Here is a 14,077-nt window from a genome sequence, read left to right as displayed (position 1 = left end):
CTGCCGGGCGACGAGGTCCTGTGGGCCGGCGTGGCCGCGCAGGGGGAGCTGCTCCGCGCCGGCGCGCTCTCGCCGGTGGACCTGGTGCAGGGCGTGCTGGCCCGCCTGCAGCGGCTCGGGCCGCGGCTCGGCGCGCTGGTGACCCTCACCGCCGAGCGGGCCCTGGAGCAGGCCCGCGCCGCCGAGGCCGAGCTGGCCCGCGGCGCCTGGCGCGGGCCGCTGCACGGCATCCCCTACGGCCTGAAGGACGTGGTGGACGTGGCGGGCCTGCCCACCACCTGCGGGGCGCGCCCCTGGGCCGGCCGGGTGGCGGCGCGCGACGCCACCGTGGTGAGCCGGCTGACCGAGGCCGGGGCCATCCTGGTGGGCAAGCTCTCGCTCATCGAGCTGGCGGGCGGCCTGGGCTACCACTCCGGCGCCGCCGCGCTCACCGGTCCGTGCCGCAACCCGTGGGACCAGTCCCGCTGGGCCGGCGGCTCCTCCTCCGGCTCGGCGGCGGCGGTGGCGGCCGGGCTGGTCCCCTTCGCCATGGGCACCGACACCTGGGGCTCCATCACCTGCCCGGCGGCCTTCTGCGGCGTGACCGGGCTGCGCCCCACCTACGGCGTGGTCTCCCGCGCCGGGGTGATGCCGGTGGCCTGGTCGCTCGACAAGGTGGGGCCGCTGGCGCGCAGCGCCGAGGACTGCGCCCTGGTGCTCCAGGCCCTGGTCGGCGAGGACCCGCGCGACCCGGCCTCGACGCCGGCCCCGCCGGCGCTGGGGCGCGTCCGGGCCGACCTGCCGCGCGGCCTGCGGGTGGCGCTGCTGGAGGACGTGGGGCGGCCGCTCGACGCCGCCTCGGCGGCCGGGCTGGAGGAGGCCAGCGCGGCCCTGCGCCAGGCGGGGGCGCTCCTGACCCCGGCCCGGCTGCCCGACGGCCCCTGGGAGGCGGTGGCCGAGCTGCTGCTGGAGGCCGAGGCGGCCGCGGCCTTCGAGCCGCTCATCCGCGCCGGGCTGACCCGCCAGCTGGCCGACCCGAGCCACCAGGGGCGCCGGCCCGAGGACTACCGGCCGCGCGCCAGCTCCGCCGACCACGTGCGGGCCAGCCGGGTGCGCGGCGAGCTGGTGCGGGCGCTGGCGCGCTTCTTCGAGCGCTTCGACCTGGTGCTGGCGCCCAACCTGCCGGTGGCGCCGCCGCTGGCCGAGGCCACCTTCGACGACCTCTTCGCCGTGCCGGATCCGCTCGGCGCGGCCGGCGCGGTGGGCGGGCTGCCGGCGCTGGCGCTGCCCTGCGGGTTCGAGGCCGGCCTGCCCCGCTCGCTGCAGCTGGTCGGGCCGGCCTTCTCGGAGGCCCGCCTGCTCTCGGCCGGGGCGCTGCTGCAGGCCAGGACCTCCTTCCACCGGGCCCGGCCGCCGCTGTAGGGTGCCCGCGTGGACGCCCTCGCGAAGACCGTGGGCTGGACGGTGGCCGCGCTGCTGGTGCTGCTCGGCCTGCCCATCCAGCTGCTCCTGTGGCTGGTGAGCCGACCCTTCGACCCCAACCTGGTCCTGCCCGGGCAGTTCCTGCGCGGCGTGGGGGTCAACTTCGGGCGCTGCTACCCCGGCTGGAGGTTCCGGGTGGAGGGGACCTGGCCGGCCGGCCCCGGCCCCTACGTGGTGGTGGCCAACCACCAGTCGCTGCTCGACATCGTGCTGCTCTCGCGCATGCCCCGCGAGATGAAGTGGGTGGGCAAGGAGGAGCTCTTCCGCATCCCCTGGATCGGCTGGATGCTCCGGCTCACCGGTGACATCGCGGTCAAGCGCGGCGATCCGGAGAGCGGCGGCGAGGCCATCGGCAAGGCCAAGGCCTACCTGGCCCGCGGCATGAGCGTCATGATCTTCCCGGAGGGGACCCGCTCGCGCGACGCGCGGCTGCTGCCCTTCAAGTCGGGCGCCTTCCGGCTGGCCATCGAGGCCGGCGTCCCCGTGCTGCCGGTGGCGCTCAGCGGCACCGCGGCGGGGCTGCAGAAGGGCGGGCTGGCGGTGGCGCCGTGCGACGCGGTGGCCACCATCCTGCCGCCCTTCTCCACCGTCGGCCTCACCCAGGGCGACGCGGTGGCGCTGCGCGAGCGGGTGCGCGCCGCCATGGCCGCCACCATGCCGCCCGAGCTGGTGGGGCCCGCCTCGCGGGCCAGGGTGGCCCAGCCGGAGCCGGGCGCCCCGCCGGCGTCGCCGCCGCCGCCGGAGCCGCCGGAGGGGGCGTGATCGCGCTCGGGTACGGCGCCCGGCCGCTGCTCCTCCCCGAGGGGCTGGTGGCCGAGGTGCTGGCGCCGCCCGCGCCGCCGGCGGTGGCCGACCTCCCGGCCGCCCTGGCCGATGCCCTGGACCACCCGGTGGGCAGCCGCCCGCTGCGCCAGGTGGTGACCGCCCGGACCCGCGCCGTGGTGGTGATCTCCGACGCCTCGCGCGACGAGCCCAGGGCCGAGCTCTTCGCCGCCGTGCGCCGCGAGCTGGGGGCGCTCGGCGACGACCGCATCACCCTGGCCGTCGCCAACGGGACCCACGCGCCCGGCGATCCGGCCGGGCTGGGCCTGCCGCCCCAGGTGCTGGCGCGCCACCGGCTGGTCAACCACGACGGCCACGACCTCGCCGCCATGGTGGAGATGGGCCGGACCTCGCGCGGCACGCGCCTGCGGGTCAACCGCTGCCTGGCCGAGGCCGACGTGGTGGTGACCACCGGCCGCATCAAGCCGCACTACTTCGCCGGCTACGGCGGCGGCTGCAAGGGCATCTTCCCCGGGCTGGGGTGGCACGAGGACGTGCGGCAGAACCACCTGCTCAAGGCCGACCGGGCCTCCTCGCTGGGGCGGGCCGACCAGAACCCCTGCCGCGAGGACCTGGAGGAGGCGGTGCGCCGGCTGGGGCGCGACACCTTCATGCTCAACGTGGTGGAGGCGGGTGGCGCCATCCTGGGCGCGGTGGCCGGGGACCTGGTGCTGGCCCACCGCGAGGGGGTGCGCCGCCTGCGCCCCTGGGTGGAGGTGGAGGCCGCGCCGGCCGACGTGGTCGTGGTCTCGGCGCCGCTGCCGGTCTCGGGCAGCCTCTACCAGGCGTCCAAGCTGGTGCCGCCGGCCGGGCTCCTGCTGCGCGACGGCGGGGTGGTGATCGTGGCCGCCGAGTGCCCGGACGGCATCGGGCCGGTGGCGGTGGTCAACGAGGCCATCTTCACGCTGGGCGTGCGCCGCTTCCTGCCGGAGCGCTTCACGCTGCTGCTGGTGTCGGGGATGCCCCCGGCCACCGTGGCCCGGAGCTACGCCACCTACGCGCCGTCGCTGGAGGCGGCGCTGCTCGAGGCGCGCCGCATCACCGGGCCAGGCGCGCGGGTGGTGGTGATGCCCGACGCCGGGGACCTGGTGCCGATCCGGCGACCGGGCTGAGCCGGCCCGCGCCGCCCCCGCCCGCCGCCGGTGCCGCTGCGCGCCCGTGAGGCGCGGTGAACCGAGGCCCCCGCCGCTACTTCTGCTCGCCCTTGCCGCGGTTCCTGAGCTGGACGACGGTGAGGGCGGTGAAGAGGGCGATGGGGGCGATGCCGAGGGTGTAGGTGGTGTGCTGGACGTTCTCGGAGAGGGCGGGGAGGGGCTCCCTGGGGAGGGTGGGGAGGCCGAGGGCCTTGAAGGAGACGTCGGCAGGGGAGAGGTAGAAGACGTTGGTGCCGCCGCCGTCGATCTCGCCGTAGACGCGGTCCTCGGCGTACTTGCCGGGAGAGGCCTTGACCCTGCGCTGGGCCTCCTTGAGGAGGTCGGCGCGCTTGCCGTAGATGACGGCGCCGCGAGGGCAGACCTCGCAGCAGGCGGGCCCGCGCTGGTCGTGGCGGCAGAGCTCGCACTTGACGATCTTGGGGTCCTCGGCGATGGGGAGGGACTTCTGCCACTCGTACTTGGGGACGTTGAAGGGGCAGCCGATCTGGCAGTAGCGGCAGCCGACGCAGGTGGCGGCGTTGTAGGCGGTGATGCCGCCGGCGACCTTGTGGAGCGCCCCGGCCATGCAGACGGAGATGCAGGCGGGGTCGACGCAGTGCATGCACTGCATCTTCATGTAGGTGGTGGCGGAGCCGTCCTGGGCGATCTTGATGACGTTCTTGGTGTTGCCGTTGAGGTCGAGGGGGGCGTCGTAGACGCCGCCCTGGGTCTCGCGGGTGTCGGTGACGAGCTTGTTGCGGACCTTGCAGGCGGTCTGGCAAGCGCGGCAGCCGACGCAGAGGGTGGAGTCGAAGAGCATGCCGACGTCGTCGGCCTGGACCTGGTAGCCCTCGCGGGCGTCGGCGGCGACCGGCAGGGAGGCGGCGGTCGCGGCGACGCCGGCGGTGGCGAGGCCCTTCAGCACGTCTCGACGGGAGATGGTCATGGTGGCTGCTCCTGGTGCGATCGACCGGGTCCAAGGACGGTGGCGCGGCTTGACCCAGATCCAGATGCAGATCTCAGGCCCACGAGAACACGGACAATTCTGACCTGGTACCCGCAGTCGTTGCGTCTTGACCTGGGTCAAAAAACGTTTGATGCACCTCCTGCGGCGCGGAGGCGGTCCAGCGCCGGACGGAGCTCCTGCGTCCAGGGCATCCTCGGCAGAATCCAGCCGGATCAGTCGATGTCTAGCTTGCGTCCATGATGTGGGTTGGACATATTCCAGTCTGCCCCATACGGGCACCGCCGCCAGGGAGACCACCGAATGAAGCCCCTTCGCTACCCGATCCGCGCCGTGTCCAAGCTGACCGGCGTCTCGGTGGACACCCTCCGGGCCTGGGAGCGCCGCTACGCGGTGGTGGAGCCCGAGCGCGACGAGCGCGGCCGGCTCTACTCGGAGGCCGACGTCGAGCGGCTCAAGCTGCTCCGGCAGGCGGTGGACCAGGGCCACGCCATCGGGCGCGTGGCGGCGCTCACCACCGACGAGCTGCGCGCCCTGCTGAGCCGCGGCCCCGACTCGGTGCCCTACGACGGCCCCGTCCCGACCGGCCCCTCCGATCTCTCGGTCCTGCAGGGGGCGGTGGAGCGCTTCGACGCCCCGGCGCTGCGGCGGGAGCTGAGCCGGCTGGCGGCCATCCTGCCGGCGCGCACCCTGGCGCGCGACGTGGCGCTGCCGCTCCTCACGCTGGTCGGGGAGGGCTGGCACGAGGGGCGCTACACGGTGGCGCAGGAGCACCTGGTGACCGCCGAGCTGCGCAGCCTGATCGGCGCGCTGGCCCGCCTGCACGCCGTGCCGGACAACGCCCCGCGGCTCATGCTGGCCACGCCGGCGGGCGAGACGCACGAGCTCGGCACGCTGGTGGCCGCGCTGGTGGCCAGCGGCAGCGGCTTCGCCACCTTCTACCTGGGCGCCTCGGTGCCCTCGGCCGACGTGGTCAACGCGGCCCGCCGGGTCGGGCCGCGGGCGGTGGTGCTCGGCTTCACCGGCGCCGAGGAGTCGGCCCGGGCCACGGTCCACCAGGCGCTGGCCGACATCGTGCGCGGGCTGCCGGCGGCCACCGAGTGCTGGGTCGGCGGGGCCGGGGTCGGCGGGGCGGGCGCGGCGCTGGCCGGCACGCGCGCGCTCATGCTGGCCGACCTGGACGCCTACGAGCAGCACCTCGGCCGGCTCAAGGGGCGCGAGCTGCAGCGCCCCGCCGAGGCCCGCCCGACCGCCTGACCGCCCGGCCCGCCGCGGCGCCCGCTAGCCGTGGGAGTGGCCGCCCGGGCCGTGTCCGTGGCCGTGCGGCTGGGCCGCCGGGTGGACGTGGGCCGCCAGCCCGGCCACCTTGCCGACCAGGCCGTGCTCCAGCCGCCTGGCCGCCAGCCAGGCCACCCAGGCGTCCATCCCCTCGCCGGTGCGGGCCGAGACCTTCAGCACCTGGGGCCTCGGCATGACCCGGGCCAGCGCGTCCTCCAGCGAGGCCATGTCGAAGTCGAGGTGCGGGATGAGGTCGCACTTCGAGATCAGCACCAGGTCGGCGGCCAGGAACATGGTGGGGTACTTGAGCGGCTTGTCCTCGCCCTCGGTCACCGAGAGGACCACCACGTTGGCGGCCTGCCCCAGGTCGTAGATGGCCGGGCAGACCAGGTTGCCCACGTTCTCGATGAAGAAGACGTCGGTCTTCTGCCAGGCCACCCCGTGCAGCGAGCGGTGCACCAGCTCGGCGTCCAGGTGGCAGGCCTGCCCGGTGGTGATGGCCTTGGAGGGGATGCCGGCCTTCTCGAGCCGCACGGCGTCGTTGTCGGTGGCCAGGTCGGCCGAGACCGCGCCCAGCCGCCAGCCCTTGCCGGCGGCGGCGCGGGCGGTGGCCTCCAGCACCGCGGTCTTGCCGGCGCCGGGCGAGCCCATCAGGTTGAGGGCCAGCACCCCCGCCTCCAGGAAGTGCTCGCGGTTGTGCCGGGCGGCGCGGTCGTTGCCGGCCAGGATCTTCTCGTGCAGCTCCACCGGGACCAGCTCGGAGTCGCCGCAGCCACAGGTCGTGCACATCAGGGGACCTCCAGGTCGATGCCGTCGAGGGTGAGGGCGTCGGAGCCCTCGTCCAGCCGGGCCGGCTCCTGGCAGGCCTGGCAGCGCAGCACCTCGCCGCGCGGGATGGGGGTGGCGCAGCGCGGGCAGCTCCAGCTGGCCGGCACGAAGCGCAGGGTCAGCGGGGCCGCGGCGCACAGGGTGCCGGCGCGGAAGGTGTCGTAGGCGGTCTGGAAGAGCTCCGGGTCCACCCCGGCCAGCTCGCCGATGCGCACCGACAGGCCGTGCACCCCCAGCGCCTGGCGCCGCCGGGCCTCGGCCTCGACGCGCGAGATGAGCGCCTCCACCAGCGAGTACTCATGCACGGCGGGTCACCAGGGGGCGCGGGGGCGGGGCGGGGCGGGGCATCAGCAGATCCGCGGCAGCAGCTCCCCCTCCGGCTCGGAGAGGAGGCGCCGGCCCAGGCCGGTGTCGAGGATGACCGCGCCGGGCCGCTCGGCCATGGCGTGGGCGAAGACGGCGGCGTCGCGGCCCAGCGGGTGGGCCCTGAGCGCCGCCAGCACCTTCTGCGCCGAGGCGGCGCGCACGCCGATGACCGCCTTGCCCTCGTTGGCCACCAGCAGGGGGTCGATGCCCAGCATGTCGCAGGCGGCCCGCACCTCGTCGCGCACCGGCACGGCCTGCTCGGTGAGGACGATGCCCACCCGGCCCTTGGCGGCCATCTCGTGCAGCGAGCCGGAGACGCCGCCGCGGGTCGGGTCCTTCATGGCCACCACGTCGTCGCCGCCGGCCGCCAGCGCGGCGCGGATCAGGCCGTTGATGGGCGCCACGTCGGAGCGCAGGTCGCCCTGCAGGCCCAGGTCGTGGCGCTTCGCCATGATGGCCATGCCGTGGTCGCCCACCTGGCCGGTGACGATGAGCAGGTCGCCGGGCCGCAGGCCGGCGTCGGTCACCACCCGCCTGGTCAGCGCCACGCCGGTGGTGTTGAGGACGATGCCGTCCAGCTCGCCCTTGCCCATCACCTTGGTGTCGCCGGTGACGAACGGCGCGCCGGCCTCCAGCGCGGTGGCCTTGAGCGAGTCGCGGATGCGCTCCAGGTCGGCCCGCGGGAAGCCCTCCTCCAGGATGACGGCGCAGGTCAGCGCCAGCGGCTCGGTGGCGCCCATCATGGCCAGGTCGTTGACCGTGCCGGAGACGCTGAGGCGCCCGATGTCGCCGCCCGGGAAGACGATGGGGTGGACCACGTGCGAGTCGGTGGTGATGACCAGCCACTGGTCGCCCACCCGGATGGCGGCCCCGTCGTCGAGGGCGCTCAGGCCGACGCCGTCCACCGGCGAGGCCAGCTCCAGGAAGACGTCCTCGATGAGCTGGCGCATGGCGCGCCCACCCGAGCCGTGCTTCAGGCCGATCTTCTGAACGGGCTTCTCCATGCCTGGTCTCGCTCCTAGCCCTGGCCGGCGGGGCGGCCTTCCACCTGCCGCAGGTCGGGGGCGCCGCCGTAGGTGTGCCAGATGCGGCAGGTCCCCTCGGAGGAGACCATGCAGGCGCCCACCGGCGCCTCGGGCACGCAGGCCTTGCCGAAGAGGGCGCAGTCGTGCGGCGAGGCCAGGCCCATCATGATGGGCCCGCAGATGCACTCGCGCTCCAGGCCGGCGGCCGCCTCGTCGCGCACCGCGCTGGTGTCCAGGCTGAGGCCGAGCCGCTGCCGGGCGTCCAGCCTGGCGAACTCCGGCCGCAGGTCGAGGTTGCCGTCGGGCACCTCGGCGATGCCCCGCCACTTCCCGGCGCGCGGCTCGAAGACCCTCCAGAGCACCTTCTGGGCCGGCAGGTTGCCGGCCCGGGTGACGCAGCGCGGGTAGGCGTTGAAGACCTCCGGCCGCCGCTCCAGGATCAGCTCGGTCAGCTTGACGATGGCCGCCAGGATGTCGAGCGGCTCGAAGCCGGCCACCACCACCGGCGAGCCGGTGCGGGCCGCGAAGGGCTCGAAGATGGCCGAGCCGGTGATGATGGCGGCGTGGCCGGCGGCGATGAACCCCTCGATGTTCGACTCCTTCGAGCGGGACACCACCTCCATGGCGGCCGGCACGTACTTGTGCACCGACAGGATGGAGAAGTTGCGCGGCAGGTCGGTCAGGGCGATGGCGGCGGTGGCCACCGCGGTGGTCTCGAAGCCGGAGGCCATGAAGACCACCTGGTCGGCCGGGTGGGCGCGGGCCACGTCCACCGCCTGGGCCACCGAGTAGACCACGTGCACCCGGGCGCCGTCGGCCTGGGCGTCGGCCAGGCTGCGGGAGGTGCCGGGCAGGCGCAGCATGTCGCCGTAGGTGCAGACGTGGGCGCCGCCCTGGGCCAGCGCCACCGCCTCGTCCACCTCGGGGCCGTCGGTGACGCAGACCGGGCAGCCGGGGCCCATGATCAGCTTGAGCTGCGGCGGCAGCACGGCCCGCAGGCCGAAGCGGGCGATGGCCTGCTCGTGGCTGCCGCACACGTGCATCACCGACACCTCGCGCCCCAGGGCGTCGAGGTTCCGCTGCATGGCGGCGGCCAGGGCCCGCGCCTTGGCCGGGTCGCGGAACTTCAGCTCCTGGGTGAGGTCCTTCGCCATGGCCTCAGGCCTTGGCCTTGGCGCCGGCGGCGATCTCGCCCTGCACGTCCATGGCCATGAGGTCCTGGCGGGCGCCGGTCACGTCGAGGATCTGCTCGAAGAGCGCCAGCGTCTCCTGCACCTCGTCGGGCGGGATGCGGCGGATGGCGAAGCCCACGTGGTTGAGCACGTAGTCGCCCACCGCCACCGGCTCGTCCACGATGTCGAGCCGCAGCTCCTTCTTGACGCCGAAGAAGTCGACGGTGGCGCTGAGGCCCTCGATGGCCAGGACCTTGCCGGGAACTCCGAGGCACATGCTGCGGCTCCTTCCTGCTGCACCGGTCAGCGCGCCGTGACCGCGTCGGCCACCAGCGCCTGCCCCAGCGCGAGCCCCCCGTCGCCGGGGGGCACTTGGGAGTGGGTGTATACCGCGAAAGCCGGCGAAAGCTCGCGGGTGATCCCCTCGGCCAGCCGGGCGTTCTGGAAGCAGCCGCCGGTGAGCACCACCGGCAGCCGCCCCAGCCGGGCGGCGGCGTCGCGCACCAGCGCCGCCCCCCCGGCGCAGAGCCCGGCGTGGAAGCGGGCCGAGACGGCCCCAGGGTGCGCGCCGGCCAGCAGGTCGGCGGTCAGGGCGCGCCACAGCGGCCGGAGGTCCAGCGAGGTGAGCGGGCCGGCGCGGGAGAGCTCGACGGGGTAAGCGCCCGCTTCGGCCGGGTCGGCCGCGCCGTCCAGGGCCAGCGCCACCTGGCCCTCGTGGCGGGCCAGGGCGCGCCCCAGCGCCAGCGCCCCGGCGGCGTCGAAGGCCCGCCCCACGCCGTGGGCCAGCGGGCTGGCCACGCCGCCCCGCAGCATGCGCCGCACCACCTCCAGCTCGGCGGCCGGCACCTGCCGGAAGAGCGGGAGCCGCTCCAGCGGCGGCGCGCCGTCGAAGGCGTCGAGCAGGGCCGCCAGCGCCAGGCGCCACGGCTGGCGCACCGCCTGGTCGCCGCCGGCCAGCGCCAGCGGCCGCAGGGTGGCCAGCCGCTCGAAGCCCGCCGCCTCGGCCAGCAGGAGCTCGCCGCCCCAGGCCGCGCCGTCGCTGCCCAGCCCGACCCCGTCCCAGCAGAGCGCCAGCACCGGGCCGGTGAGCCCGTGCTCCAGCAGGGCGCTGGCGGCGTGGGCGTGGTGGTGCTGCACCTCCACCAGCGGCAGCCCCTCGGCGGCGGCGCGCGCCCGGGCGTAGCGGGTGGAGGGGTAGAGCGGGTGGAGGTCGCAGGCCAGCACCTCCGGGCGCAGGTCCAGGAAGGCCTCCAGCCGGGCCACCGCCGCCTCGTAGGCCGCGTAGGTCTCGAGGTCGTCCAGGTCGCCCACGTGCGGCCCCAGCGTGGCCTCGTCGCCGCGCGCCAGGCAGAAGGTGTTCTTGAGCTGGGCGCCGGCCGCCAGCACCCGGGCCCGGAAGCGCCGGGCGGCGCGCACCGGGCGGGGCACGAAGCCGCGGGCCCGCCGCATCACCAGGGGCCGGCCGCCCACCACCCGGACCACCGAGTCGTCGCAGCGCGAGGCGATGGGCCGGTCGTGCAGCAGGAACAGGTCGGCCAGCCCGCCCAGCCGCCGCAGCGCCTCGGCGTCCTCGAAGGCGATGGGCTCCTCGGAGAGGTTGCCGCTGGTCATCACCAGCGGCACGCCGGCCTCGGCCAGCAGCAGGTGGTGCAGCGGCGCGTAGGGGAGCATCAGCCCCACCAGCGGGCCGTCCGGCGCCACCTCGGCGGCCAGCGCGGCCCCGGGCCGGCGGCGGCACAGCACGATGGGGCGCTCCACCGAGCCGAGCAGGGCCGCCTCGGCCGCGGTGGGCTCGGCCAGCGCGGCGGCGGCGGCCAGGTCCCGCACCATCACCGCCAGCGGCTTCTCCTCGCGCCGCTTGCGGACCCGCAGCGTCCGCACCGCGGCGCCCGAGGTGGCGTCGCAGCACAGGTGGAAGCCGCCGATCCCCTTCACCGCCACGATCCGGCCGGCGGCCAGCGCCGCCGCGGCCAGCGAGAGCGGGTCGCCCGGCAGCGGGACCCCGGCGGCGTCGGTGAGGGTGAGGCGCGGCCCGCAGGCCGGGCAGGCGTTGGGCTGGGCGTGGAAGCGGCGGTCGAGCGGGTCGGCGTACTCGGCGGCGCAGGCCGGGCACATGGTGAAGCCGGCCATGGTGGTGGCGGGGCGGTCGTAGGGCACGCCGAGCGCGATGGTGAAGCGCGGCCCGCAGTCGGTGCAGTTGGTGAAGGCGTAGCGGTGCCGCCGGTCGGCCGGGTCGGCCACCTCGGCGGCGCAGGCCGGGCAGGTGGCCAGGTCCGGCGGCAGCGCCACCCGCCGCTCCTCGGCCTGGCCGCTGGCCACGATCCGGAAGCCGGCGCAGGCCGGCTCGAAGGGCAGGGGGGTGGCCAGCAAAGTCTCCACCACCGCCGCCGGCGGGTGCTCGGCGCGCAGCCGCCGCGCCAGCTCGTCGAGCGCGGCGGCCGGGCCGAAGGCCTCCACGGTGACGCCGCCGGCGTCGTTGCGGACCCGGCCGGAGAGCCGCAGCGCGTGCGCCAGCCGGTAGACGAAGGGGCGGAAGCCCACCCCCTGCACGGTGCCGGTCACCACCAGGCGCCGGCCCTCGCCGGACCCGCCCGGGCCGCTCTCGGTCACCACGGTCGCTCCACCACCTGCGCTCCTGCTTCCGTCCGCGGCCCCGGCCCGCGCGGGGGCCGGCCGGTTGGTCCCGCTAGGTGTGCTGCGGCTTCTCCCACCACAGGTCGGCCTCGAGCGGCGGCACCCGCGGCGCCACCGGCACGCCCAGCGCCAGGAGCTCCAGCCGCACCTGCTCCACCGCGGCCGGCAGGGCCGCCCGCACCTCGGGGGTGAGGCGGCAGCCGAAGTCGATGGAGCCGGCCACCACGCCGATGAGCTTGACCACCCTCGGCGCCACGCCCTGGAACTCGGCGTGCATGATCGACTCGCGCAGCCCGGGCTCGTGCGGGCTCATGGCGATGATGGGGCCGCGGTCCAGGATGCCGGGCTTGTCGAGCACCTTGAGCTGGCCGGGGGCGCCGCCCTTGAGCTTCATGGCGTCCACCACCACCAGCGCCTCCAGCTCGGCCATGTAGGCCGTCAGGTCCAGGCCGGGGGTCCCGCCGTCCACCACGCTGACGTCCTCGGGGACGGTGTAGGCGGCCTCGAAGAGCCGCACCACGGTGGGGCCCAGGGCGTCGTCGCCCTCCAGGACGTTGCCGATGCCGATGACGGTGATGCGAGCCACGCGCGACCTCCTTCGACCCCACCCGGAAAATGGAAGACCCCGCCACCGGCGAAGGTGGCGGGATCCGGATCCTACGCCAGCTGGTGGCTTACGCCCCCACCTTCACCTGGCTGACCTCGTTGCCGTCGGCGTCGTGGGTGTGGATGGCGCAGGCCAGGCACGGGTCGAACGAGTGGATGGTGCGCAGCGCCTCGAGCGGCAGCTTGGGGTCGGCGATGGGGTTGCCCACCAGGCAGGCCTCGTACGGGCCGGCCACGCCGTCCGCGTCGCGCGGGCCGGCGTTCCAGGTGGACGGCACCACGCACTGGTAGTTCTTGAGCTTGCCGTCCTCGATGACGCACCAGTGGGACAGGGTGCCGCGCGGCGCCTCGTGCAGGCCGACGCCCTCGATGGTGCCCTTGGGGAAGACCGGCGCGTTGAAGATGGCCGTGTCGCCCTTGCCGATGTTCTCGGCCAGCAGCCCCCAGTGCTTGAGCGAGAGCTCGCCCATCATGGCGCAGCGGATGGCCCGGGCCGCGTGGCGGCCCAGCGTGGAGTGCAGCATGGCCGGGGTGACGTCGATGCCGTGGATGGCCTTGACGGTCTTGATGGCGGCGGTGACGTACTTCACCGTCAGCTCGTGGCCGGTCAGGAAGCCGACCAGCACCTGGGCCAGCGGGCCCACCTGCACCGGCTTGCCGTCGAGGCGGGGCGACTTGACCCAGCTGTACTTCTCGGGCGCCTCGGTCTCGAACTTCCAGTCACCGGTGTAGTTGGGCTTGGTCTCGCCCTTCCACGGGTGGCGGGCCTCCTTGCCCTCGTAGTAGCTGCGGGCCACGCCCTCGGTGACCTTGCCGATGAAGGCCTGGTCCTTGCCCCAGCCGGTGACCTTCTCCAGGTCCTTGGCGCCGGCCATGATGATGCCGCCGGGCAGGTCGAACTTGGTGGCCTTGGCGTCCAGCGGCATGTCCGGCACGGCCAGGTAGTTGGTGACGCCGGCGCCGTACTTGAACCAGTCCGGGTAGAAGCCGGCCACCGCCGCCACGTCGGGCAGGTAGACCTGGGTGGTGAAGGCCTGGATTTCGTCGAGCAGGCTCTTGACCCGGTACAGCCGCTCCATGTTGAGGGTGGCCGGGTTGTCCAGGTTGATGGCGTTGGCGACGCCGCCCACCGCCAGGTTCTGGATGTTGGGCGTCTTGGAGCCCAGGATGGCCACCACCTGGTTGGCCTTGCGCTGCACGTCGAGCGCCTGGAGGTAGTGCGCCACCGCCAGCAGGTTCACCTCGGGCGAGAGCTTCATGGCCGGGTGGCCCCAGTAGCCGTTGGCGAAGGGGCCCAGCTGCCCGGCCTTGACGAAGCCGGCCAGCTTCTCCTTCACCGCGGTGAGCGCCTGCACCGAGTTGCCCGGCCAGTTGGAGATGCTGGCGGCCAGGGCGGCGGTCTTGGCCGGATCGGCCTTGAGCGCGGAGACCACGTCGACCCAGTCCAGCGCGGACAGGTGGTAGAAGTGGACGATGTGATCGTGCTGGGCGTGCGCCGAGATGATGATGTTGCGGATCAGCTGGGCGTTGAGCGGGATCTCCAGGCCCAGGGCGCTCTCGACCGAGCGCACCGAGGCGATGGCGTGCACGGTGGTGCAGACGCCGCAGATGCGCTGGGTGAACACCCAGGCGTCGCGCGGGTCACGGCCCTGCAGGATGACCTCGATGCCGCGCCACATGGTGCCCGACGAGTAGGCCTTGGAGATCCGGCCGCCGTCGACCTCGAGGTCGATGCGGAGGTGACCCTCGATGCGGGTGATGGGGTCGATGGTGATGCGCTGGCTCATT

General features: G+C 74.9%; 13 protein-coding genes. 4 read left to right on the top strand and 9 right to left on the bottom strand.

Annotated features, from left to right (window positions below; genetic code table 11):
- The 3 genes from IPO09_12725 to IPO09_12715 are packed head-to-tail and all read left to right on the top strand — an operon-like array spanning position 1 to position 3,395.
- Complete coding sequence (locus IPO09_12725; protein ID MBK9518188.1) at positions 1-1,401, top strand: amidase; 1,401 nt, start codon at positions 1-3, stop codon at positions 1,399-1,401.
- Positions 1,402-1,410: 9 nt separating this feature from the next.
- The gene (locus IPO09_12720; protein ID MBK9518187.1) at positions 1,411-2,223 is read left to right on the top strand and encodes a 1-acyl-sn-glycerol-3-phosphate acyltransferase; all 813 of its coding nucleotides are present in this window, start codon (positions 1,411-1,413) and stop codon (positions 2,221-2,223) included.
- On the top strand, positions 2,220-3,395 hold the full coding sequence (locus tag IPO09_12715; protein ID MBK9518186.1) for a DUF2088 domain-containing protein: 1,176 nt from the start codon (positions 2,220-2,222) through the stop codon (positions 3,393-3,395). Before IPO09_12720 ends, IPO09_12715 begins: the two co-directional genes overlap by 4 nt.
- A gap of 76 nt (positions 3,396-3,471) precedes the next feature.
- Here the strand turns inward: IPO09_12715 and hybA are convergent, their stop codons facing one another.
- Entirely contained in the window at positions 3,472-4,362 is an 891-nt protein-coding gene (hybA, locus tag IPO09_12710) for a hydrogenase 2 operon protein HybA (protein ID MBK9518185.1), read from the bottom strand.
- A 321-nt stretch (positions 4,363-4,683) separates the two neighbouring features.
- On the opposite strand from hybA, the gene IPO09_12705 reads away from it, so the two are divergent.
- Positions 4,684-5,637, top strand: a complete 954-nt coding sequence (locus IPO09_12705) for a MerR family transcriptional regulator (GenBank protein ID MBK9518184.1) — start codon at positions 4,684-4,686, stop codon at positions 5,635-5,637.
- A gap of 24 nt (positions 5,638-5,661) precedes the next feature.
- Here the strand turns inward: IPO09_12705 and hypB are convergent, their stop codons facing one another.
- The 8 genes from hypB to IPO09_12665 all read right to left on the bottom strand — a co-directional run bounded on the left by hypB (position 5,662) and on the right by IPO09_12665 (position 14,076).
- Positions 5,662-6,447, bottom strand: coding sequence for a hydrogenase nickel incorporation protein HypB (gene hypB / locus IPO09_12700; protein ID MBK9518183.1), 786 nt, complete (start codon positions 6,445-6,447; stop codon positions 5,662-5,664).
- A complete protein-coding gene (locus tag IPO09_12695) occupies positions 6,447-6,791 on the bottom strand; it encodes a hydrogenase maturation nickel metallochaperone HypA (GenBank protein MBK9518182.1) in 345 nt (114 codons plus the stop codon). The genes hypB and IPO09_12695 overlap by 1 nt, the downstream gene beginning before the upstream one ends.
- A 42-nt stretch (positions 6,792-6,833) precedes the next feature.
- Complete coding sequence (gene hypE, locus IPO09_12690) at positions 6,834-7,856, bottom strand: hydrogenase expression/formation protein HypE (GenBank protein ID MBK9518181.1); 1,023 nt, start codon at positions 7,854-7,856, stop codon at positions 6,834-6,836.
- Between the two features lie 14 nt (positions 7,857-7,870).
- Positions 7,871-9,031, bottom strand: a complete 1,161-nt coding sequence (gene hypD / locus IPO09_12685) for a hydrogenase formation protein HypD (GenBank protein MBK9518180.1) — start codon at positions 9,029-9,031, stop codon at positions 7,871-7,873.
- 4 nt (positions 9,032-9,035) lie between these two features.
- Positions 9,036-9,326, bottom strand: coding sequence for a HypC/HybG/HupF family hydrogenase formation chaperone (locus tag IPO09_12680; GenBank protein MBK9518179.1), 291 nt, complete (start codon positions 9,324-9,326; stop codon positions 9,036-9,038).
- A gap of 26 nt (positions 9,327-9,352) precedes the next feature.
- Positions 9,353-11,617, bottom strand: coding sequence for a carbamoyltransferase HypF (gene hypF, locus IPO09_12675; protein ID MBK9518178.1), 2,265 nt, complete (start codon positions 11,615-11,617; stop codon positions 9,353-9,355).
- Positions 11,618-11,735: 118 nt separating this feature from the next.
- Positions 11,736-12,269, bottom strand: a complete 534-nt coding sequence (locus IPO09_12670) for a hydrogenase maturation protease (GenBank protein ID MBK9518177.1) — start codon at positions 12,267-12,269, stop codon at positions 11,736-11,738.
- Between the two features lie 88 nt (positions 12,270-12,357).
- Positions 12,358-14,076, bottom strand: a complete 1,719-nt coding sequence (locus IPO09_12665; protein MBK9518176.1) for a nickel-dependent hydrogenase large subunit — start codon at positions 14,074-14,076, stop codon at positions 12,358-12,360.
- Position 14,077 lies beyond the last annotated feature (1 nt).

Source organism: Anaeromyxobacter sp. (genome assembly GCA_016718565.1).
In the GTDB taxonomy this organism is placed as follows: domain Bacteria; phylum Myxococcota; class Myxococcia; order Myxococcales; family Anaeromyxobacteraceae; genus JADKCZ01.
Note: the sequence above shows the minus strand (reverse complement) of the source record. Positions and strands in the feature narration are given on the sequence as shown.